Here is a 20,804-nt window from a genome sequence, read left to right as displayed (position 1 = left end):
GGCGCGGCTGCGCCTCAAGGTGCCTCGGACCGTACGCGGATCACCGCGTACCGGCACTCCTCCGTGCTGTCGTTGACGAAGGCGCAGGCGGCCGGAGCGCCGAGTTCGAGCCGCTGGCCGGCTTCCAGCGCGTGCACCGCGTCGCCCTCGTGGAAGGTCAGCCGGCCGTCCAGCACCCAGACGATCTGCCGTACGAAGGCGAAGGTCTCGGCCGGGTACGGGATGCGTGCGCCGGCGGGCAGCCGGACCTCCGCGATGTCCGCCGGGAATCGCGGCCCGGAGATCTGGCGCCGGCTGTACCCGGTCGCCGGGTCGCGCCACTCGGCCATGGCGCCGGTGTTCGCCCCGGCGCTGTCGTCCCGCTCGTCCGCCGGGTGCTCCGCCGTGCCCTCGGCCAGGGCCATCAGCGCGGACACGCTGATCCGGAAGGCGCCGGACAGCTTGCCGAGGACGACTGCCGTCGGGCTGCTCTCGCCGCGCTCGATCCGGTGGATCATCGCCCGTGAGACGCCCGAGGCCTCGGCCAGCTGGGCCAGGGTCCACCGGCGCCGGTCGCGCTCGTCACGGACCCGCGCACCGATGCGCGCCACCAGTGGATCTATCATATTGGACATGGATCCAATATATGAGAACGGGGTGGCCGTAGCGGAGGCGGGAGCGGCGCCGGACGCGGTACGGGTCCGCGCGGCCCGGCCCGACGACCTGGCGGCCGTGCTCGCCATCCGCAACGACGCCGTCGCCACGTCGACCGCGCTGTGGACCGAGACGCCCCAGACGCCGACCGAGGGCGCCGCCTGGTTCGCCGCGTACCTGGAGAAGGACGCCGCGTTCGTCGCCGAGTACGCGGGCGAGGTCGTGGGGTTCGCGGTCTACTGCCCCTGGCGGGCGCTGGAAGGCTACCGGCACTCGGCGGAGAACTCCGTCTACGTCCGCGGGGACCGGCACGGCCTGGGTATCGGGACCGAGCTGCTGACCGTTCTCATCGCCGCAGCGCGGCAGGCCGGCTACCACGTCATGATCGCCGACATCGAGGCCGGCAACACCGCCTCGATCCGTCTCCATGAACGCTTCGGCTTCGAGACCGTCGGGACGGTGCGCGAGGTCGGCACCAAGTTCGGCCGCTGGCTGGATCTGGCGATCATGCGTCTGCCGCTGCACTGAGGCCCCGCGCCCGGCCGCGCCGCAGGCGCCCCAGCGCGGCGACGGCGAGGCAGCCGCTGATCGCGGCGATGGCCAGCCCGGTGTGGTGCAGGCCGCCGTCGGTGGAGTGGGTGCCGATCAGCAGGGCGAGCATCGCGGCGGCCAGGTTGGCGCCGACGTACTGCGCCGTGCGGTACAGCCCGCCCGCGGCACCGGCCTGGGCGGCGGGCGCGGCCTCGTACACGGCGTTCTGGTTGGCCATCGAGTTGTAGCCGTTGGGGATGCCGAGCACCAGGCACAGCAGGACGAGCAGCCAGACCGGGGAGGTGTGCGTGGGCAGCGTCAGCAGCAGACCGCCCACCGCGAGCACCGCCGAACCGATGAGCAGCAGCGGGCCGGGCCCGCGCCGCTTCTGCACCCGCGTGGCGGTGAGCGTGGAGACGATGCCCATCAGCGCCAGCGGCAGCATGACCAGGCCGGCCCCGGAGGCGCCCAGGTCCCGGGACTCCTCCAGCCACTGCGGCAGGCCGTAGAAGATGCCGTAGTACGCGGTGTAGGTGGCGATCGTCCGTACGTAGGTGAAGGACAGGTCGCGGTTCGAGAGCAGCCGCAGGTCCAGGAACGGCACCGGCGCCCGCAACGAGCGCCACACGGTGCACAGCCCGGCGGCCACCGCACCGCCCAGCGCCCACCAGAGCGGCGTCTGCGCGAGGGACAGCAGCCAGTACATCAGCAGGCCCATGGCGGCCACGAAGAGGAGCATGCCGGGCAGGTCCAGCTCGGCCAGGGTCCGCCGCAGCGCACTCGACTCGCGTTTCGGGTCGGCGGGGGCCCACAGCAGGATGGCGGTCGCGCCGATCACCGTGAGCGGCACGTTGGCCCAGAAGATGCCGGACCAGCCGAAGCCGCCCACCAGTACGCCGCCCAGCGTCGGGCCGAGCGCGACCATGACCTGGGAGCAGACCGTCAGCGCCGCCAGCGCGTTGTGCGAATCGGCCCGCATCCGGTCGGCGGCGCGGCGGACCATCGCAAGCCCGCACGGGTACTGCGCCGCGGTGCCGATGCCGATGACGACGCGGCAGGCCACCAGTACGCCGACGGAGGGGGCGAAGGGCGCGGCGATCGAGGCGAGCGCGACCAGCGCGAGCCCGGCGAGGGACACCTTGCGCGGCCCGAGGGTGTCGGCCAGCCGGCCCGCGGCGGGGGCGGCCACGGCGGTGGCGAGGTAGAGGCCGGAGACCAGCCACGCGGTGGCGGGTCCGGCGCCGAAGTGCGCCTGGATGCCGACCAGCGCCACGGCGATCATCGAGGAGTTCAGCGGCTGGAGGATCGTGCCGAAGGCGATGGGGCCGACCATGCGCTGCGGCAGCTGCGGCCGGACCCCGGGGGCGGCGCTGTCACCGGCCTGGGCGGGCTGGCCTTCAGCAGTGCTGGCTATCTCCTCGCCCGGCGTACGGGGAGTGGGGGAGTTCTCACAGGAGGGGGGCACCGGAGCGGTCCTTCTACGGGCGCGTGGGGGTGGGGGCTACAGCGGCCGTCGTCCCGTCCGAGGACGCGGGGCCGGTCTCGTCGGGGGCGGTGGCCAGCCGGTCCAGCAGGCGGGTGGTGAGCCGGAGCAGATCGCGTTCGACGTCGTTGAGGTGCGTCGCCATCGCGCGGGCCAGCCAGACGTCCCGCCGCTCCCGGTCGGCCCGGACGAACTCCAGGCCCTGTTCGGTGGGGTGCAGCAGGGTCTGCCGCCCGTCGGCCGGGTCGGGGCGCCGCTCGACCAGCTCCATGTCCACGAGCCTGGCCACCGGGCGCGCCATCGACTGCGGGGTGACGCGCTCCGCCGCTGCCAGCTCGCTCGCGGTGGCCGGCCCGTCGCGCTCCAGCCGGCCCAGTACGGCCATCGCGCCGAGCGTCAGTTCACCGGGCGGACGCTGCGCCCGGAGGCGCCGCGCGATGCGCATCAGGCTGTTGCGCAGTTCGACGGCCGCGTGGTCGAGCTCTTCGCCGGAAGGCGGTTCGCCGGAGGACATTTCTTCAGCATAGCTCAATAAATATAGGGCGAACTCGGAGCGGCCCCGCGCACCACGGCTGACCTGCCGCAACCGGATACTCTGAGCGCTGCCGCAGAGATCTTGAGGGAGACATGCTCAGCAAGCAGCGACTGATACGTGCCGGTGTGACGGTGTTTCTGGTGGCCGGGCTCGGCGCCTGCGGCACGGGAGCCGGTCAAGGGGGAAGCGGCGGTCACGGTACGGCAGGCAGCCACAGCCCCGGGGACGCCCGGCCGCAGCAGGACGGTGTCTCCGGGCTGCGGGCCGGTGTCCGCCACGTGCAGAAGAAGACGGTCAGGGCCGAGCGGCCGCACATGGTGAAGAAGTGCGACTCCGCCACCAAGCGGGTCAAGCACACCAAGCGCAGCGGCCGCGGCAAGAAGAAGACCTGGTACACCACCGAGCGGTACCAGGACTGCCGGAAGGTCCGGCAGGGCACCGAGCCCTACCGGCGGGTGGTCCGCCACGAGCGCTGGTGCGTACAGCTCGACGACGTCAACGGCCGGCCCGGCAAGGACCACGTCTGGTACCGCGTCACCCCGGCGACGTACCACACGGCCCTCGGCAAGGACGAGCACACGCACCTGCGTTTCACCCCGACCGGCACCGGCTGCTGAACCCCTCGGCACACTCCTCGGGGCCGGGCCCCCTTTGTGGCGGATAAGAGCGGCGTGGCCTGCGCGCGGGCGGGGCTCTACGGACTTACCTTGTACGGCGATTGCGTCGTTGAAGCAGTATGCCCGTAGACGTTATGCCCGTAGACGTCTGCCGACCAGGTCGTGTCATCCGGTGCCGAGGGGATGCGATGAGCGAGGTGGCCGCAGAGGGCTCCGCGCCGACGCGCGGAGCGGCCGACGCGCTGCTGCGGCTCGGCGGCTTCTTCACCGGGGTGAATCCACGCGAGATCCGGGCGCGATGCATCTCAAGGGCGGCCGGGACGGTGACGTTTTCTACCGGGGCCGCCACCGGGACCGCTGGGCGCACGACAAGGTGGTGCGCACCGCCCGGGAGTTCGCGCGGACCGCGGAACGCACCCGCGGCCGCTGCATGATCCTCATGGGTGCGGGGGCCAACCAATGGTTCCACTCCGAGACCAGCCACCGCACCTTCCTGACCCTGCTGCTGCTCACCGGCTGCCGGGGCCGCAACGGCGGCTGGGCGCACTGCGTCGGCCAGGAGAAGCGCCGGCCGCTCACCGGCCGGACCGCGCCGACCACCCGCCCGTCGGCGCCACCACCCTCATCGTCGCCCTGGGCCTGCTCCGCAGCCCCGCCGAGCGGGCCACCGGCATGCTCGCGGTGCTGGTGCTCACCGCCAGGGCTTCCTCATCAACCGCCTGGCCGGGCTCCCGTACCCCCTGTGGCGCCACCCACGGGACGAGCGGAAAAGCGCCTGATGGCAGCACCGCCCGTCGTTCAGGACAGGGTGCGTACCGCCCGGCGGACCTCCTTGGCGACGGCGTCCGGCAGCGGGGCGTAGTGGAGCGCGGCGAGGTGCTTCTGGCCCTCGGCGCCGGCGGTGTAGCCCAGGAACGACTTCAGGACCGGCAGCGAACCGGCCTGGTTGCCCTTGTCGCAGACGACCTCGTAGGTCATCAGGACGATCGGGTACGCGCCGGGCTTGGGTGCGTCGTAGTCGAAGGCGAGGGTCTTGTCGTTGCCCTCGCCGACGATGTCCGCGGCGCCGATGCCTGCCGAGGCGGTCTTCGTGGTGGGCGCCACCGGCTCGCCGGCGCCCGTGTCGATGCTGACCGTGGTGATGCTGCGCGAGGCGGCGAAGGACAGCTCGAAGTAGCCGATGGTGCCGGGGGAGGACGCCACCTCCGAGGCGATGCGCGAGGACCCGCTGCCGGCCCCGCCGCCCTTGCCCTGCCAGGTCTTGGCGACGGGGTGCGGCCAGGCGTCGGGCGCGGCACCGGCCAGGTAGTCCTGGAAGTTCTGCGTGGTGCCGGAGTCGTCCGAGCGGTGCATCGGCCGGATGGGCAGCGACGGCAGCTCCGTACCGGGGTTCAGCTTCCGGATGGCCGGCGCGTCCCAGGTGGTGATGCGGGAGTCGAAGATCTTCGCGAGCGTCGGGGCGTCCAGAACCAGATGGTCCACGCCCGGCAGGTTGAAGCCGATGGCGACGGGGCCGCCGACCATCGGGAGGTGGATGGCCCGGCCGCCCCGGCAGGTCTCCCGCGACCAGACGATCTCCTGCTTGCTGAGCACGCCGTCGGTGCCGCCGAACGCGGTCGCCCGTCGTTGGAACTGCGCGACGCCGGCGCCCGAGCCCAGGGGGTTGTACGCGATGCGGGCATCGCGGCAGGCCCGTTGGTACTCGTCGATCCAGTGCTCCATCGCGCTCTGCTGTGCCGTCGAGCCCGAGCCGCGCAGCCGCCCCTCGCCGACGCAGTCGACGCCCGCGGGCGGGGGCTCGGCTGCCCGGTCGTTCCCGTCCGCCCCACCGGTGGCCTGCGCCCCGCACCCGGCGAGCAGCAGGGTGCTCGCGCAGGCCCCGGCGAGCAGAGTGCTCCATCGACTTGTGCGTCCCGGACGGACCGGACGTCGGCTTTGCACTCTTGTTCCCCTCACGGCGCCACATTCACTCGACACAACGAACTGAGCATGAATGCTCGCTGATCTTTCGTATGGGGTGCGTGTCATGCGGGCGAACGGAAGGTGATGTCTGGGTCACGGTCAGGTGAACTGCGACCCGTCCGTGCACGTGAGGACGTGCGGGCCGGTGTTACGGCAGCGCGTGTACGTGCGGGCCGACCGTGTTGGACCAGGCGTTGCCGCTGGTCGCGTCCCAGTTGGTGGACCAGGTCATCGCGCCGCGCAGGGCGGGGTAGGTCTTCGCGGGCTTGAAGGTACCGCAGCCGGTGCCCTTGGTGAGGCAGTCCAGCGCGGCGTTGACGACGCTCGGGGCGACATAGCCGCTGCCCGCGCCGCGGGTGGAGGCCGGCACGCCGATCCCGACCTGCGAGGGGTCCAGGCCGCCTTCGAGCTGGATGCAGGCCAGCGCGGTCAGGAAGTCCACCGAGCCCTGGCTGTAGACCTTTCCGTCACAGCCGAGCATCGAACCGCTGTTGTAGTACTGCATGTTGACGACGGTCAGGATGTCCTTGATGTTCAGCGCCGTTTTGAAGTAGCTGCCGGACGTCGACTGCATGTCGATGGTCTGCGGCGCCATCGTGATGACGAGCCCGCTGCCCGCCTTCTGCGACAGGGAGCGCAGGGCCTGCGACATGTAGGTGGGGTTGAGGCCGTTCTCCAGGTCGATGTCGACGCCGTTGAAGCCGTACTGCTGCATCAGCGCGTACACGCTGTTGGCGAAGTTCGCCGCGGAGGCGGCGTCGTTGACCGAGACCGTACCCTTCTCGCCGCCCACCGAGATGATGACCGACTTGCCGGCCGCCTGCTTGGCCTTGATGTCGGCCTTGAACTGGTCGACGGTGTAGCCGTTCAGGCCCGCGGTGTCGAGATTGAAGGTGACCGCGCCGGGCGTGCTCGTGGCGTCCGCGAAGGACACCGCGATGATGTCGTACTGGCTCGGCACATCGCTGATCTTCTGGACCGCCGCGCCGTTGTTGAAGTTCTGCCAGTAGCCGGTGACCGCGTGCTTGGGTACCGCCGGGTTGCCGCCGGAGCCGCCGTCGGGCGCGGTGGTGCCGGTGACCTCGGCCGACTTGGCGGATTCACCGGTCGCGTTGGTCGCCGCGACCTGGAAGCGGTACGCGGTGGCCGGGCTCAGTCCGGTGATGGTCGCGGAGGTTCCGCTGACGGTCTGTGCCTTGGCGCCGTCGCGGTAGACGGTGTAGCCGGTGGCGTCCTTGGCGGCGTTCCAGGAGAGCGCGACCGAGGACTGGGTCACGGTGCCGACGCTGAGGCCGGTGGGCGTGGCCGGTATGCCGGGAACCGGGTCGGTGCCGCCTCCGCCGTCGGGCCCGAAGACGCTGATGTCGTCGGCGAAGTAGGGGGCCTGCCCGTACCAGCCGTGCGTGTAGACGGTGACGGACGTGGTGTTGGGCCCGGCGGTGAAGCTGGTCTGGAGCTGCTGCCAGGACGAACCGCCCGTCGTCCACGTCGAGACGTCGGTGGTGCCGGTGCCCGAGGCGCCGAGGTAGACGTAGGCGCCCTGGACGTACGCGCTGAGCCGGTACGTCGCGCCGGGCTTCACCGCGACGGTCTGCGTGCACTTGGCGTTGTCGGAGCCGGCGGGGGTGGCCTTCAGCGCGCTCGTACCGCCGTGCACGGGGCTCGTGACGGTCGTGCCGCTGCCGTTCGAGCAGGTCCAGTTGGACAGCCCGGACTCGTAGCCGGCGTTCTTGGCGACGTTGACGTCCGCCTGCGGCGCGGCGACCGCCTGCGTGCCGCCCGCCGCGCACACGGCGGCCGCGACGGCGGCGAGGAGAGTGGTGAACCGGCGTCTGTGTCGGCCGGGTCGGACATCTGCGGTACGGGGCATGGCTGTCTCCGGTGCGAAAGAAGCGGACCAGGAAGTCGTGCGGGTCACTGCACTACGAGACGGCGGCCACCGTGTCTGCGCTAAAAATGGTTCAGACCAATGCCGTTGTCAAGGGTCATGACGAGGGCCGGTCGCTCTTCCGCGGCCGCGGCGCCACGTCCTGCGGGAAGGTCAGCGTGGAGCCCATCCACCGCATCGCCGGTGTGATCTCGCGCCGCCAGGTCGTGAAGTGGTGGCTGCCCCGCGGCAGGATGAGGGAGTCCACGGTCATCGGTGGCTTCGCCGCGCGCACGAAGCGCATCGTGTCGGCGTATCCCGGCTCGCCCTGCCGGCTGCTGGCCACCAGTACGGAGATCCGGGGCGCAGGCAGCCGGTCCAGCCGCCACAGCAGGTCGTGCTCGCGCTGCCGCTGGGCGGCCGGCGGACCGGAGCCGAAGAGGCTGCCGGTGGTCAGGTCGTCCCGGATCCGGTAGTCGGCGGAGAGCGCGGCGGCCGCGGTGTAGACGCCGGGGTGCCGCATGGCGAGCTGGAGCGCGCAGCTGCCGCCGGAGGAGTAGCCGAGGGCGCCCCACGCGCTCGGATCGTGGCCGACGCGATAGGCCGATTTCAGTGCGTCCGGCAGGTCCTTGGTGAAGAACGTCTCGGCCCGCGGGCCGCCCGGCACGTCCACGCACTGGGTGTCCCGCGGCGGCGCGACGGTCGGCCGGATCATCACGACGACGGTCGGCGGCATCGCGTCCCGGGCGATCAGCCGCCCCGCGGTCTGCGGTACCTGGAGGTACTGCGCGAGGTTCATGATGCCGCCCGGGTAGCCGCTGATGGCGACGACGACGGGGAACCGCTGCCGCTGGAACTGGCGTTGGAAGTACTGCGGCGGCAGGTAGACGAAGGCCGGATTCACCACCCGGGTACGGCGCCCCATGACCCGTACGGACTCCACCCGGCCCACCTTCTCCGGTGGGCCGGCGGGCAGCCCCGTCACCCGGTCCAGCCCCTGCGGCCCGGCTGCCTGCACCAGCCCGCCGCGCACCCCGGCGACCACGTCCCGGCCGCCGTGCTGGATGACCGGATCCGGCGCCTTCTCGTTGCGTCCCAGTAGCTCGTCCCACGAGCCGTAGAACTCGAAAGCGGAGTTGACGCCCAGCGCCAGCGAGCAGACGAGCGCGAGCTGGGTGACGGCGATGGCGGCGAACCGGCCCAGTACGGGCCGCAGTCCGCGCCCGGCCAGCCGAGGCCACAGCCACACCGTGAGGACCACACACACCACGGCGGCCACCGCCACCGCGTAACCGAGCGACCGGCTGGTCGGACCCATGCACCCATCACTCCCACACGTCGAGATGTCCGGGGCCGGGCCGCCGGCGAAGCCTTCACGGCAGGCGGCCCGGTCCCCGCTCGTCGATAAGGAGGTGAGCGAAGCACGGTGCGTTCCGGCTTGGCACAGTTCTTGCCAAGGGCGTGCGTCCCCTTGAGATGCCGGGCCCGAAGTGCTCAGCCCGCGAGCCACTCCGGTCGGCAGGAGCCCCGGGCGGCCAGCGTGAACGGGTAACGGCCCGGCGTACCGGACATCCGCACCTGGTCCGTGACGCCCTGGTACGCACCGAGCGGGGTGTCGGCGGTGAAGGTCTCGGGGTCGAGATAGGCGTGGCGCTCCCCGGTGCCGGCGATCTCGGTCGCGTACGCCTTGTCGAAGACGCCGAGGCTCAGGATCCACAGTGCGGCACGGGTCAGTGAGACGTGCACCCGGTAGCTGCCGCCCTCGCGCGCCCGGCGGGCCAGCGCCTCGCTGACTCCGGCGGCCATCAGCCAGGAGACGATGTAGTCGTTGACCACCAGGATCGGCGGCAGGCCCGGCCGCTCGCCGTCACCCTCCAGGTTCATCATGCCGACCAGGCTGCCGGCCGTCTGGTCGAAGCCGACCCGGTCGGCCCAGGGCCCCGTGGGGCCGTTGAGGGTGGCCGTCGCGTGCACGACGCCGGGCCGGACGGCCGCTGCCTGCTCGGGGCCGAGCTCGATGCTCTCCAGATAGCCGGGGCGGCGGTTGGCGTAGAACACATCGGCCCCGCCCAGCAGTTCGCGCAGCCGGGCCGAGCCGTCGGCGGAGCGCGGATCGAGCGTGGCGGAGCGGACGCCGACGTTCGCCGTGGCGTACGTCGCGTCGTGCTCGTGCTCGCCCGGACGCCAGATGTTCAGTACGTCGGCACCGTGCAGCGCCAGCGCACGCCCTGCGCCCGCACCGGCGATCACATGTCCCATCCCCAGTGCCCGGATGCCCGACAGGGGCTGCTCGACGCCCTCAGACAGAGGCTCGACCGGGCTGTCGCCGATCTTCTCGATCTCGATGAGCGGCATGTGCGCGAGGTGGTCGCGGTACTGCGGTTCGTCCAGGATCTCCAGCGGGGAGCGCAGCACCGGCATCACGACCCCCGCCTCGACGCCGGCCCGCTCCAGGTCGTCGGCGTTCCACCTGGCGATGGCGTCGGCCACGGCCTCCGGATCGTCCGGGGTGCCCAGCAGCTTCTGGGCGGCCGTCTTGATGCCGGGGTAGGGGTTGAGCGGCATCACCCAGCGGCCGTCCGCTGTGGGGTAGAAGGAGAAGCCGAGCGCCTGGTTCACGTTGGAGGTGGAGGCCGGCGGATAGCCGTTCAGCAGCTCCCAGCGGCGGTCGTAGAACGGGCAGAGCCGGTGCGGGGCGCTGCGCAGGTCCACGGAGATGTCCTGCCCGGCACCGCCGCGCAGCCGCCAGAGCTTGGCGATTGCGGCGGACTTGGCCGCCAGCGCGATGCCGGCCGCCGCGCCGAGGCGCAGGGTGCTCGGTACGACGGGGTCGGCGCCGTGGAAGGTGATGTCGCCACCGGTGTCCCGCGGGCTCATGCCGATGCCCGCGAGGACGTCGGCGAGGGCGGCCCCGACGTCGAAGGCGTCGTCGGTCGCCGGTGCGGCCACGGCGTCCTTGATCCGCTGGGTGAGCGTCTGTGCGTGCCCGGTGGTCATCTGTGGGTCAGCTCCCTGCGAGGGTGGTGGAGGCCCGGCGGACTGCCGGACCGGCGGGCGGTGCGGGCACCGGTGCTTCCGCGCCGGACGCCAGCCGGGAGACGAGCCCCTCGACGGCGGTCACGGTGCGCAGGCACAGGGTGAGGGCGCGGCCGCGGGCGTGCGCGACGCCGTCCGGTGCGGTGGTGTCGGCCAGGTCGGCGAGGCCGCTGCGGGTGGCCGTCGCGTCGAAGGCGGCGCGCAGTGCGCCCTCGGCCGGGCGGCCCTTCGCGGCGACCACGGCGGCCAGCTCCGCCAGGTGGTGATCGAGGACCGCGGCGAACTCGGCGGTCTCGGGGACGGCGTCAGCGGCGCTGCCCGGCTGCCGGTCGTAGAGGACCGAGGCGCACTGGCTGATCTCGTGGACCGCGTGCTGGATTCCGGTCAGCTCGGTGGCGGACCAGCGAGAACGGTGCCGGCGCGGCTCGTGGCCGAGGCTGGCCACCGCCGAGTCCAGGCGCTCGCGGGCCTGCCGGGACTGCCGCCGCAGTACGTCGATCTCCGCCGGGTCCACGGCACCGGCCTCGGTGTACCCGGTGACCAGTGCGGGCAGCAGCCGCCGCTGCACCCGCAGCCAGTCGGCGAGCAGCTCGTGCGTGCGGTGGTGGTGGTACGTGGGGATCGCCACGAAGACCACCAGGCCGAGCAGCGCGCCGACCAGGGTGTCGGCCGGGCGGCCCCACTCGATCAGGTGGGCGGCCGAGCCGAGGCGGGTGATGAGGAAGACGATCCAGGCCGTGATGAAGAAGTTCAGCACGAGCTGCCCGACACGGAGGGTGAGGAAGACGCACGCGGCGAGGACGGTCGCCACGGCCACCAGCCAGCCGGCGTTCCAGCCGCCGGGCAGCAGGACGACCCAGGCGACGAGCCCGCCGAGGATCGAGCCGATCGGCCGGGCCCAGCCGCGGGCGAAGGTGTGCCCGTAGTCGGGGAAGAGCACCAGCATCGTGGTGAGCGCCGCCCAGAAGCCGTGGTCGGGCAGGGCGTGCCCCCAGAAGTCGCCGAACGCGCGGCCCACCGCCTCACCGGCCGCGGTACCGACCGCGATGCGGATGGCGTGCAGGAACAGCGGGGCGCCCGGACGCAGCTCGGCGCGCAGCCGGCGCCACCCGGAACGCAGCGCGTTCTCGGCGGGGAAGGCGTCCAGGACCTGGTCCAGCCCCTCGGGGCCGCGCGACTCGAGCCAGTGGTCAGCCAGCCGGGCCGCCTCCCGGAGACGGGGGCGCAGCGCCTCGGCCTCCGGGCCGGTCCAGGAGTCCAGCAGCCGTGCGCTTTCGGCGTCCGCGTCCTGGCGCTGTGCGGTCTGCACCGTACGGGCGACCGCGTCGAGTGCCTCGGCGATCGCCGGCCGCGGCAGGCGCGCCGTACGCCCCGAGCGCGGCAGGAACAGCAGCGCCCGCCGGATGTTCTCCGCCTCCGCGAGCAGCCCGTAGAGCGGGGCCGCTGCGGGGCGGGTGAAGGCCGGGAGCAGGTCGAGGGCCGAGCGGGCCGCGGTGAAGGGCGCGGACGACAGGTACGGCGCGGGCTCGCCGGCCCGGGCGGTGTCCGCCAGCGTCCGGTACACGGCCGCCACCGCCTTGCGCTGCGCCGGGTGGCGCCTGCCGTACGGCGGCAGCAGCTGGACGAGGACCACCAGTCCGGCGCCGGTCGCGATCCACTGAACCATCGTCAGCCCGGCGGAGACGCCGGGGGAGAGGTCCGCGGTGATCATGAGCCCGATGGTGACCAGGCAGGCCCGGATGCCGGGGGCCACGCCCAGGGCGCGCCACAGGCCGGCGACGTAGGACGCGACCGCGAGGACGATCAGGAACCACCAGCCCATCGGGTGGAGGAACACTCCGATCAGGGTGGCGAGCGTGAAGCCCGCGCCGAGTGCGAGGGCGTTCACCGCGCGGTGCCGGACGGGGGCCAGTAGTGTGCCGATGCCGCAGATGAAGGTGCCCACGGTCATCATGGCCCAGGCCGGCGGGTCGTGCAGCAGCCAGCCGATGACGGATGCGGCGACGACGGCGAGCACGGCCCGGCCGATCGCCCAGGGATCGGAAAATACGCGTTCCACCTTCAGCGCCGCTCGGAAGCTGCGCCGGAGGGCGGAACCCCATGCCTTGACCTCACTCATATAGATGCATATTACACCTAATGAAGTGGGTGAGGCGAGCCGACACCGGGTGAGACGGGCCACCCGGTGTCGGCGTCGGTACGACGGCACCGGGACCCGTCTCGCGGAGCCCGCCCCGCTCACCAGCCGTTGCGGTGCACGACCTCCGAGACGGGGCGACGCCGCACCGGGCCGAAATTGCCCTGCGGCCACCCCAGCGGAATCGCGGCGAAGGTGCGCATGTCGGCAGGGATGCCCAGCGCCTCCTTCCACTCCGCCTCCAGCATCAGGTGCCAGATGGTGATGTTGGCGGCCAGGCCGAGGCCACGCGCCGCGAGCAGCAGGTTCTGCACGCCCGGATAGACGCACGAACCCTCCGCGAGCGCCGTGAAGCGCTCCTGTGTCTGTGCCAGGTCCGCCGCCGCGGTCGGGCCCAGCGCCGCCACGTACGCCTGCACCCCGGCGTCGTCCGTTTGCAGCTCGGGCATCCGGTAACAGGGGATGATCAGCGCGGGCGTCTCCGCGAAGTGGTCGCGCTGGTACTCGATGGCCGCGACCATCCGCCGGTACGCCGCCTCCGGCATCCCCTCGGGGCCGTGCTTGCCGGTGGTGGCCAGATACGCGTCGACGCACCGCTTCCACAGCGGCGCCAGCCGCGCCATGACCGCCGGATCGGTGACGACGACGTACTCGTACCGCTGCATGTTGCCGCCGCTGGGACCCCAGACCGCCGCCTGTATGAGCTGGTCCAGCAGCTCATCGGGCAGTGGTTCGGGCTTCAGCCGGCGCATCGCGCGCATGGTCGACATCGTGTCGAAGAGCGCCGGTTGGCCGGCGGAAGGAGTGGTGGGGGAGGTGGTCGTGGTCGTGATCATGGTCGCCGAGTGTAGGTGCCGGGGCCTTGCGTCGGCACGGCCCGCGGCGAACCGTACTGCGGCCGCTCAGTGGGCAGTTGCCGGTACGTCGGCGGGCTCCTCCGGGCCGCCGCTGATCGGCGGCACCCCGGCGGCCGAGGCCCGGGCGAACCGGGGCCCGGCCGGCCCGTACACCGCGCGCGGCTCGGGGAAGACGGCGAGCAGCGCGAGGTACATCACCGCCGCGAGGACGAGCCCGACCGGCAGGGAGATGTCCGCGCCGCCGGCGAGGTCCCCGAGCGGGCCGACGAACTGACCGGGCAGATTGGTGAACAGCAGCCCCACCGCGGCCGACACCAGCCAGACGGACATGGCGCGCCAGTTCCAGCCGTGCGTGAACCAGTAACGGCCGCCCCGCTGACGGCGGTTGAATACCTGGATGGCGTCCGCGTCGTACCAGCCGCGCCGGGTGACGTAGCCGAGGATCATGACGACCATCCACGGTGCGGTGCAGGTGATGATCAGTGTGGCGAACGTCGAGATGGACTGGGTGAGGTTCAGCGCGAAGCGCCCGGCGAAGATGAACGCGATCGACAGCACCCCGATGAACAGCGTGGCCCGCACCCGGCTGAAGCGCGGGAAAACACTGGAGAAGTCCAGCCCCGTCCCGTAGAGCGCGGTGGTCCCCGTGGACAGGCCGCCGATCAGCGCGATCAGGCAGAGCGGCAGGAAGTACCAGCCCGGCGACACGGCGAGCAGCCCGCCCACGTAGTTCGGCGCGGCCGGGTCCAGGTACCGCGCGCCCTTCTCGGCGATGACCGACGCGGTGGCCAGCCCGAAGACGAACGGCAGCAGCGTGGCCAGCTGGGCGAGGAACGCCGCGCCCATGACCCGGCGGCGCGGGGTGCTCGCGGGAATGTAACGGGACCAGTCGCCGAGGAACGCGCCGAAGGACACCGGGTTGGAGAGCACGATCAGCGCCGCGCCGATGAACGACGGCCAGAACAGCGGATCGGCGGTCGACGCGAAGGAACCCGCGTAACCGGGATCGAAATCCCCGGCGAACGCGAAGGCGCCGAGGACGAACAGCGCCGACGCCGCCACCACGGCGACCTTGTTGACCAGCAGCATGAAACGGAAGCCGTACAGGCACACCACGAGGACGAGCCCGCCGAACAGCGCGTAGGCGAGGCCGTACAGCACGCCCGACTCCGGGACCCCGGCGAGCCGGTGCGCGCCGCCGACGAGCGCGTCCCCGGAGGACCACACCGAGATGGAGAAGAACGCCACTGCGGTGAGGAGGGAGAGGAAGGACCCGACGATCCGGCCGTGCACCCCGAGGTGGGCGGAGGAGGAGACGGCGTTGTTGGTCCCGTTGGCCGGGCCGAACAGCGCCATCGGAGCCAGCAGTGCAGCGCCGGCGACCAGCCCGAGGACGGTCGCCGCGAGTCCCTGCACGAACGACAGCCCGAACAGGACGGGGAAGGCGCCGAGGACGCACGTGGCGAAGGTGTTGGCCCCGCCGAAGGCCAGCCGGAACAGGTCCAGGGGGCGCGCCGATCGATCCTCGTCAGGTATCCGTTCCACGCCGTAGGTCTCAATTTCGGTGATCGACGTTGTCACGGTGCTCCGCTTCCTCATGCCGCCGGTGCGGTTCCTACTGTTCTTACGGGTCTCGTTGTCTTTGCCGTTTTTGCTGGTCGGAGGGCGTGTGCCTACGGGCCGGACGCACAGTCTGTGCCCGGCCGCCGGATGGTGACAAGTGTCTCGGCCGACCGCCGGGTACGGTCCGCCGACGACGTACGCCGGGAAAGATGTTCCACTGGGACCGGCGGCCCCTCCGGGCCGTGCACGATGTGGGCGGCTGCATGTGGAGGCAGGATGAACGACAAGGGCACACGGGAGATCTGGTCCGGTGTGGTTCGTCTGCCTGCCGCGGCCGGATGGCTGCAGATGTTCGGCGCCGAGGGGGCGCTGGAATCCGGTGACCACCCCCTCTTCCCTGCGATCCTGGAGACGGAAGGAGAGCCGCAGGCCGTCGCGGTCGACCTGTCCGGCGTACAGGAAATGACTTTCGCCGCGGCCTGCGCCCTGGCCAAGTGCGCGGAGGAACTGCGCCGCCGGGACATTCACCTCATGGTGGCCGCGCCCTCCGAACAAGCCGCCCGGGCCCTCGCCGTCGACGAGGTCGCCGACTCCGGTGCGGTCCTGCTGCCGGCGATCCACGACCTCATCACCGCCTGCGTGCCCGACCTGCCGGACGCCCTCTGGAACGGCGGCGCGAGTGCGGAGGTCCCCGTCCCGGCCACGGCACTGGACGGCCTTCCCCAGCAGGAGTTCGACCGGCTGCGCGGCAAGGTACGCGACCTCCAGGCCAAAGTCCGCACGCACCCCCTCATCGCACAGGCCCAGGGCATCCTCCAGGAGCGGTACCGGCTGCCCGACGGCCAGGCCGCTTTCACACTGCTGCAGGCGGCCTCTCAGCGGTACAACGTCAAGCTGCGAACCCTGGCCTCCGCGGTGCTCAGCGCGCCCCGCCCCGAGAGCGGCGCGACGCGTTGGTTCGCCGACCGCGTCCGCACCCGCGCACCGAAGCTGGCGGCGCTGCCCCAGGTGAACTCCGAGTCCGCCAACCGCAGTGCCGTGCTCTCGGCCGTACTGCACCAGACCCTGCTGATCTCGGACACCCCAATGGGCAACGTGCAGCTCGCCGACCGCCACGCCGGGGGACTGCGGATGGAGAAGCACGCGGGCCTGAACGAGGAGTTCGTCGACTACTTCGATGTCGTGGGCAAGGACGGCACCTCCTGCTCGCTGGCGGCACGCAACGTCACCCGGGTCACCGTCACCGACGTGGCCACCGACCCGGTCTTCGACGAAGAGGCCCGCTACAAGATCCTCCAGGCCGGCAGCCGTGCGGCGCACAGCACGCCGCTGACCACCGGGCGCGGCATCTGCCTCGGCATGGTCTCCAGCCACCACGAGCGCCCCGTCCAGCTTCTGAGCCCGGCCCAGGCCCGCGCCATGGACCGCATCGGCGACCAGGCCGGCCGCTGGCTGGCCTGGTACCAGCGCACCGTCGTCCTCGACGCCCTGGAACACCTCCACCGCATGGCCCTCAGCGACTGACCGGCACCGCGGCCCGCGGAACCGGCGTCAACGGGCGGGTGGCCGCGCACCGGTGGCCCGCAGCCGGAAGGCGGCCGGGGTCTCGCCCGCACGCTCGCGGAAGAACCGGTTGAACACCGTGGCCCCCGGGAACCCCAGGCGCTCGCCGACCGCCGTGGCCGACAGATCGGTGTGCAGCAGCAGCCGCTTGGCTTCGAGCACGATGCGGTCGTCGATGAACCGCTTCGCGCCGCACCCGACCGCGGCGCGGGTGGCGCGGGTCAGGGTACGGACGCTGTAGCCCAGCCCGGCCGCGTAGTCCGCGACGTGATGGCTGCGGGTGAAGTCACGCTCCACGGCCTGCTGGAAGCGGCGGAACGCCGTGCCGGCCGCCGTCGGACCCGGCCGGTCCCCGGGCAGGTGGGACAGGCGCAGCACGAGGATCGACAGCAGGTGCCGGACCACCTCGACGTGCACCTCCAGCGGCAGGTCCGTCAGCCGGCGGTACTCGCTCTCCAGCATCTCCAGGGTGTGCCGTACGGGACCGCGCGCGGTGCCCGTGGGAACCAGCGGGAGCTGCCGGGGACGCTGGTCCACATGGGCGGCGTCGGCGGTGGCCGTACTGAGGAAGCTGGGCTGGAAGAGGACGACCGTCCCCTCCGCCGCCGTGAGGCCGGAACGGAACTGGAGTACCTGCCCCGGCCGCACCCAGACCCAGCCGCCCTCCTCCACCACGTACTCCGCGAAGTCCACGGAGCAGAGCAGCACGCCGGACTTCACCGTGATCAGCTGATGGAAGACCGGCCTGAGCGGTGCGTACTCGTCCTCGCCGCGCCTGCGCGCCGCGGCGGCCAGCCCGGCGAAGTCGACCACCTCCACGCCCGGCGGCCCGCCCGGGGTGGCCGGGAACCGCGCCTCCGTGACGGCAAGGTGTCCGCTTCTGCTCATGTCCTGTCCTCAGTCCGTGCCGACCAGTGCATTTTCCGTACCTAGCGTCGGAGCCGCACGCGCTCATCTACGTGAAAGGCACCGTCCATGACACAACACGGTCCGGCGCTGAACTTCCGCGACTTCCTCGGCACACTGCTGGCGGACGGTGACGCCGTAGCCATCGGCCGGCCGGTCGACCCGGAGCTGGAGGTGGGCGCGGTGACCCGGCGGGTCTACGAGACCAAGGCCCCAGCGCCCTTGTTCAACCGCCTCACCGGTGCCGCGCCGGGCTTCCGCATCCTCGGCGCACCGGCCGGCCTGAACACCCCCGACGGAACGGGCAAGGGCGCGTACGGCCGGCTCGCGGCCCACTTCGGCCTGGCGCGCGACAGCACACCGCGCGACATCCTGGAGCGGCTGATCGCGGCGATGCACGCGGATCCGCTGCCGCCGGTCGTCGTGGCGGACGGCCCGTGCAAGGAGAACATCCATACCGGCGACGCCGTCGACCTGGCGGCGTTCCCCGTACCGCTGCTGCACCAGGAGGACGGCGGCCGGTACTTCGGCACGTACGGCTTCCACGTCGTCCGCAGCCCGGACGGGACATGGACGAGCTGGTCGGTCGCCCGCACCATGCTGAACGGCCGCGACACTCTGGTCGGTCCGGCGATGCCGCAGCAGCACATCGGCATGATCCACGACATGTGGCGGGAGAAGGGGCAGGCCACGCCGTGGGCGATGGTCCTCGGCGCACCGCCCGCCGCCCTTGCCGCAGCCGGGATGCCGCTGCCGGCCCAGGTCGACGAGGACGGTTATGTCGGCGCGCTGACCGGCAGCCCGGTGGAGGTCGTCAAGGCCGAGACCCACGACCTGTACGTACCGGCCAACGCCGAGATCGTCCTGGAGGGCTGGATCAGCCACGACGAGACGGCGCCCGAGGGGCCGATGGGGGAGTACCACGGCTACTCCTTCGGCCACAGCAAGCCGCAGCCGGTCTTCCACGTCGAGGCGGTCACCCACCGGAACGACCCGGTCCTGCCCGTCTGCGCGGCGGGCCTGCCCCCGGAGGAGAACCACACCATCTGGGGCACGATGATCTCCGCGGCGAGCCTGGACGTGCTCCGCTCCGCCGGCCTCCCCATCGACCTCGCCTGGTGCTCGTACGAGGCCGCCACCTGCTGGATCGTCCTCTCCGTCGACACCGGGCGGCTGGCGCGGCTGGACATCGGCGAACGCGAACTGGTCGACAGGGTGGCCGAAGTGCTGTTCGGCTCCCACGCGGGCTGGCTGGTCCCCAAAGTGATCCTGGTCGGCGACGACATCGACATCACCGACATCGGCCAGGTGGTGTGGGCGATGGCCACCCGCTACCGCCCCGGCGAGAACGAGTACTGCTTCCCCGAGGCCCCCGGTATTCCGATGGTGCCCTACCTCACCCCCGGGGAAGCCGCCTCGGGCCGGGGCGGCAAGGCGGTCATCAGCTGCCTGCAGCCGGAACAGTTCCGCGGCGCCTCGCGCGGCACCACGGCCTCCTTCCGCACCTCGTTCCCCGCGGAGCTGCAACAGCACGTCCTCGACAACTGGGCGTCCTACGGCTACCGCTGACGGAGGGCCGGGGCGGCCGGGGCAGCGCGGACGGTGACCGGCTTCCCGCCGCCCCGGAGCCCGGTCACCGCGGATCGTGTCCCGCGCGCATGCTGAGGACGGCGTTCACCGGCAGCACGCCTAGGAAGGCGAGGAGCAGCGCCACGGGCTCGTCCTCGATGCGTACTGGATACCCACTCCGGACGCCGAACCTGCCGGTTCCCTCACCGGGTTCGACGCCGTGTGGCTGGTGCCGGGCAGCCCGTACCACAGCGAAGCGGGCGCGGTCGCGGCGGTACGCACCGCACGTGAGCACGGCATCCCGTTCCTCGGAACCTGTGGTGGCTTCCAGCACGCCCTGCTGGAATTCGCGCGCAACGTCTGCGGGCTCACCGGCGTGGGCCACGCCGAGAACCACCCGGGGACCGGCGACCCGCTGATCGTTCCGCTGGGCTGTTCCCTGCGCGGCCACGAAGGCGCGGTCGAGGTGGCGGCCGGTTCGCTGGCGGAGCGCGTGCTGGGCGCCGGGCGGACGGTCGAGCGGTACCGCTGCGCGTACGGCCCCAGCCCTGACCGTCTCGATGTGCTGCGTGCCCACGGGATGCGTTTCAGCGGTGTGGACGCGGGCGGTACCGGCGAGGGTGTGGAGGCGGCCGGCGCAGGAGGCGGGCCGGAGGACAGGCGGAACCAAGTGCGGATCGCGGAGCTTCCCGACCACCTCTTCTTCCTCGGCACCCTCTTCCAGCCCGAACTCGCCGGTGACGGCACCCGCCCGCACCCCCTCATCCGCGCACTGGCCGCGGCGGCAGCCCACGCGGCCGGGCGCGCTGCATTGCCGTACTGAGTACGCGGAGCGTGTCGTGGCGCTACGCTCCCCGGTCATGTCGAACACCCACTCGTTGCAGGCGGGACAGCCCGGCCGGTCGGCGCGTTCCGCTCCTCCCAAGTGGCCGTGGGGCGCGTTCGCCGTCGCGTCCGCGCTCTTCCTCCTCACCTGGGCCCTCTGCTGGTTCAACGCGAACGTGGTGAACGAGGACCTGCAGAACTACTGCGCCGACCTGCACACGCAGAGTTTCCCGCCGGAGAAGACGTGCGTGGCCGGCAACGGGACGGTCACCGGGGCCAACGCCGGGTGGGTCACCGTAGCGTTCTTCACCTCCGCCACACTGTCGGCCGCGTCGCTGGCCGGAGCGCTCACCCTGCAGTTCGCGGCCCGGGCCGGCTACTCGTCCGGCAGGTGACTGCCACTCGGTGCCTTGCTCAGGTCGACGACGCAGAAGGCGTTGCCGTCCGGGTCCGCGAGGACGACGAAGTCGGGGGCAGGCGGGTACTGATCCCAGTCCACCCGGCTCGCCCCCAGCGCGACGAGCCGTTCGACCTCTGCTTCCTGCCGTGACCCGTCACGCACCTGCCGCGCCTCCTCTGTGCTCCGTGCCTCGTCCGGCCGCGGCGTGGACTCGGCGGAATGAAGTCTTCCGCTCCCGTGTCCGTCGAGTAGGGTCCGGCGAGCGAGCAGTGCGGATCAAGGAGGAGAGTGTCGTGACGGGGCATCAAGTGCCGGCAGAC

General features: G+C 72.0%; 16 protein-coding genes and 3 pseudogenes. 7 read left to right on the top strand and 12 right to left on the bottom strand.

Translation table 11 applies throughout. From position 1 onward, the window contains the following. Positions 1-14: 14 nt before the first annotated feature. A complete protein-coding gene (locus tag ACIGQF_RS09090) occupies positions 15-614 on the bottom strand; it encodes a helix-turn-helix domain-containing protein (RefSeq protein ID WP_399707353.1) in 600 nt (199 codons plus the stop codon). Here ACIGQF_RS09090 and ACIGQF_RS09085 point away from each other — a divergent pair. Continuing rightward, complete coding sequence (locus ACIGQF_RS09085) at positions 613-1,161, top strand: GNAT family N-acetyltransferase (protein ID WP_399707351.1); 549 nt, start codon at positions 613-615, stop codon at positions 1,159-1,161. The two genes, ACIGQF_RS09090 and ACIGQF_RS09085, sit on opposite strands and share 2 nt — an antisense overlap. Here ACIGQF_RS09085 and ACIGQF_RS09080 read toward each other — a convergent pair. Together ACIGQF_RS09080 and ACIGQF_RS09075 are read right to left on the bottom strand one after the other, a co-directional pair. Continuing rightward, a complete protein-coding gene (locus tag ACIGQF_RS09080) occupies positions 1,139-2,629 on the bottom strand; it encodes an MFS transporter (RefSeq protein ID WP_399707350.1) in 1,491 nt (496 codons plus the stop codon). The genes ACIGQF_RS09085 and ACIGQF_RS09080 overlap by 23 nt on opposite strands. Positions 2,630-2,642: 13 nt before the next feature. Next, positions 2,643-3,161 (bottom strand): MarR family winged helix-turn-helix transcriptional regulator, encoded by a 519-nt coding sequence (locus tag ACIGQF_RS09075; protein WP_399707348.1) that lies wholly within the window; start codon positions 3,159-3,161, stop codon positions 2,643-2,645. A gap of 113 nt (positions 3,162-3,274) precedes the next feature. Between ACIGQF_RS09075 and ACIGQF_RS09070 the strand changes: the two genes are divergently transcribed. After that, positions 3,275-3,799, top strand: a complete 525-nt coding sequence (locus ACIGQF_RS09070; protein ID WP_399707346.1) for a hypothetical protein — start codon at positions 3,275-3,277, stop codon at positions 3,797-3,799. Between the two features lie 370 nt (positions 3,800-4,169). Continuing rightward, a pseudogene (locus ACIGQF_RS09065) lies at positions 4,170-4,382 on the top strand (hypothetical protein); the annotation flags it as partial. A gap of 215 nt (positions 4,383-4,597) precedes the next feature. On the opposite strand, the gene pstS reads toward ACIGQF_RS09065, so the two are convergent. From pstS to ACIGQF_RS09030, 7 genes are all read right to left on the bottom strand, one after another. Beyond that, positions 4,598-5,740 (bottom strand): phosphate ABC transporter substrate-binding protein PstS, encoded by a 1,143-nt coding sequence (gene pstS, locus ACIGQF_RS09060; RefSeq protein WP_399707344.1) that lies wholly within the window; start codon positions 5,738-5,740, stop codon positions 4,598-4,600. Between the two features lie 169 nt (positions 5,741-5,909). Next, positions 5,910-7,631: a chitinase gene (locus ACIGQF_RS09055; RefSeq protein WP_399707342.1), complete on the bottom strand. Its 1,722-nt coding sequence runs from the start codon at positions 7,629-7,631 to the stop codon at positions 5,910-5,912. 115 nt (positions 7,632-7,746) lie between these two features. Next, complete coding sequence (locus ACIGQF_RS09050; RefSeq protein ID WP_399707340.1) at positions 7,747-8,946, bottom strand: alpha/beta hydrolase; 1,200 nt, start codon at positions 8,944-8,946, stop codon at positions 7,747-7,749. 176 nt (positions 8,947-9,122) lie between these two features. Next, entirely contained in the window at positions 9,123-10,625 is a 1,503-nt protein-coding gene (locus ACIGQF_RS09045; RefSeq protein WP_399707338.1) for a CoA transferase, read from the bottom strand. Positions 10,626-10,632: 7 nt separating this feature from the next. Beyond that, positions 10,633-12,783 carry an FUSC family protein gene (locus ACIGQF_RS09040; RefSeq protein WP_399707336.1) on the bottom strand — a complete coding sequence of 717 codons (2,151 nt, stop codon included), beginning with the start codon at positions 12,781-12,783 and terminating at the stop codon, positions 10,633-10,635. Positions 12,784-12,902: 119 nt separating this feature from the next. Continuing rightward, the gene (locus ACIGQF_RS09035) at positions 12,903-13,637 is read right to left on the bottom strand and encodes a nitroreductase family protein (protein WP_399707334.1); all 735 of its coding nucleotides are present in this window, start codon (positions 13,635-13,637) and stop codon (positions 12,903-12,905) included. Between the two features lie 66 nt (positions 13,638-13,703). After that, on the bottom strand, positions 13,704-15,257 hold the full coding sequence (locus ACIGQF_RS09030) for a purine-cytosine permease family protein (RefSeq protein WP_399707332.1): 1,554 nt from the start codon (positions 15,255-15,257) through the stop codon (positions 13,704-13,706). A 240-nt stretch (positions 15,258-15,497) separates the two neighbouring features. Between ACIGQF_RS09030 and ACIGQF_RS09025 the strand changes: the two genes are divergently transcribed. Beyond that, positions 15,498-16,745, top strand: a complete 1,248-nt coding sequence (locus ACIGQF_RS09025; protein WP_399707330.1) for an ANTAR domain-containing protein — start codon at positions 15,498-15,500, stop codon at positions 16,743-16,745. 27 nt (positions 16,746-16,772) lie between these two features. On the opposite strand, the gene ACIGQF_RS09020 is transcribed toward ACIGQF_RS09025, so the two are convergent. After that, positions 16,773-17,672, bottom strand: a complete 900-nt coding sequence (locus ACIGQF_RS09020) for a helix-turn-helix transcriptional regulator (RefSeq protein WP_399707328.1) — start codon at positions 17,670-17,672, stop codon at positions 16,773-16,775. A gap of 87 nt (positions 17,673-17,759) precedes the next feature. Between ACIGQF_RS09020 and ACIGQF_RS09015 the strand changes: the two genes are divergently transcribed. The 3 genes and pseudogenes from ACIGQF_RS09015 to ACIGQF_RS09005 all read left to right on the top strand — a co-directional run bounded on the left by ACIGQF_RS09015 (position 17,760) and on the right by ACIGQF_RS09005 (position 20,479). After that, on the top strand, positions 17,760-19,259 hold the full coding sequence (locus ACIGQF_RS09015; RefSeq protein WP_399707326.1) for a UbiD family decarboxylase: 1,500 nt from the start codon (positions 17,760-17,762) through the stop codon (positions 19,257-19,259). Between the two features lie 136 nt (positions 19,260-19,395). Then, a pseudogene (locus tag ACIGQF_RS09010) lies at positions 19,396-20,082 on the top strand (hypothetical protein); the annotation flags it as partial. Between the two features lie 37 nt (positions 20,083-20,119). After that, complete coding sequence (locus ACIGQF_RS09005; RefSeq protein WP_399707324.1) at positions 20,120-20,479, top strand: hypothetical protein; 360 nt, start codon at positions 20,120-20,122, stop codon at positions 20,477-20,479. On the opposite strand, the pseudogene ACIGQF_RS09000 reads toward ACIGQF_RS09005, so the two are convergent. Then, positions 20,461-20,628: pseudogene (locus ACIGQF_RS09000) on the bottom strand (VOC family protein); the annotation flags it as partial. The gene ACIGQF_RS09005 and the pseudogene ACIGQF_RS09000 sit on opposite strands and share 19 nt — an antisense overlap. Positions 20,629-20,804: the final 176 nt, after the last annotated feature.

It is taken from the genome of Streptomyces sp. NPDC053560, assembly GCF_044544605.1.
Lineage (GTDB): Bacteria > Actinomycetota > Actinomycetes > Streptomycetales > Streptomycetaceae > Streptomyces.
This window is presented reverse-complemented; position numbering and strand designations above follow the sequence as displayed.

Coding starts and splice junctions, on each gene's coding strand:
- ACIGQF_RS09085 (WP_399707351.1), top strand. CDS start 613: ATGGATCCAATATATGAGAACGGGGTGGCCGTAGCGGAGGCGGGAGCG.
- ACIGQF_RS09090 (WP_399707353.1), bottom strand. CDS start 614: ATGTCCAATATGATAGATCCACTGGTGGCGCGCATCGGTGCGCGGGTC.
- ACIGQF_RS09075 (WP_399707348.1), bottom strand. CDS start 3,161: ATGTCCTCCGGCGAACCGCCTTCCGGCGAAGAGCTCGACCACGCGGCC.
- ACIGQF_RS09070 (WP_399707346.1), top strand. CDS start 3,275: ATGCTCAGCAAGCAGCGACTGATACGTGCCGGTGTGACGGTGTTTCTG.
- ACIGQF_RS09055 (WP_399707342.1), bottom strand. CDS start 7,631: ATGCCCCGTACCGCAGATGTCCGACCCGGCCGACACAGACGCCGGTTC.
- ACIGQF_RS09050 (WP_399707340.1), bottom strand. CDS start 8,946: ATGGGTCCGACCAGCCGGTCGCTCGGTTACGCGGTGGCGGTGGCCGCC.
- ACIGQF_RS09045 (WP_399707338.1), bottom strand. CDS start 10,625: ATGACCACCGGGCACGCACAGACGCTCACCCAGCGGATCAAGGACGCC.
- ACIGQF_RS09040 (WP_399707336.1), bottom strand. CDS start 12,783: ATGAGTGAGGTCAAGGCATGGGGTTCCGCCCTCCGGCGCAGCTTCCGA.
- ACIGQF_RS09035 (WP_399707334.1), bottom strand. CDS start 13,637: ATGATCACGACCACGACCACCTCCCCCACCACTCCTTCCGCCGGCCAA.
- ACIGQF_RS09030 (WP_399707332.1), bottom strand. CDS start 15,257: ATGAGGAAGCGGAGCACCGTGACAACGTCGATCACCGAAATTGAGACC.
- ACIGQF_RS09025 (WP_399707330.1), top strand. CDS start 15,498: ATGAACGACAAGGGCACACGGGAGATCTGGTCCGGTGTGGTTCGTCTG.
- ACIGQF_RS09020 (WP_399707328.1), bottom strand. CDS start 17,672: ATGAGCAGAAGCGGACACCTTGCCGTCACGGAGGCGCGGTTCCCGGCC.
- ACIGQF_RS09015 (WP_399707326.1), top strand. CDS start 17,760: ATGACACAACACGGTCCGGCGCTGAACTTCCGCGACTTCCTCGGCACA.
- ACIGQF_RS09005 (WP_399707324.1), top strand. CDS start 20,120: ATGTCGAACACCCACTCGTTGCAGGCGGGACAGCCCGGCCGGTCGGCG.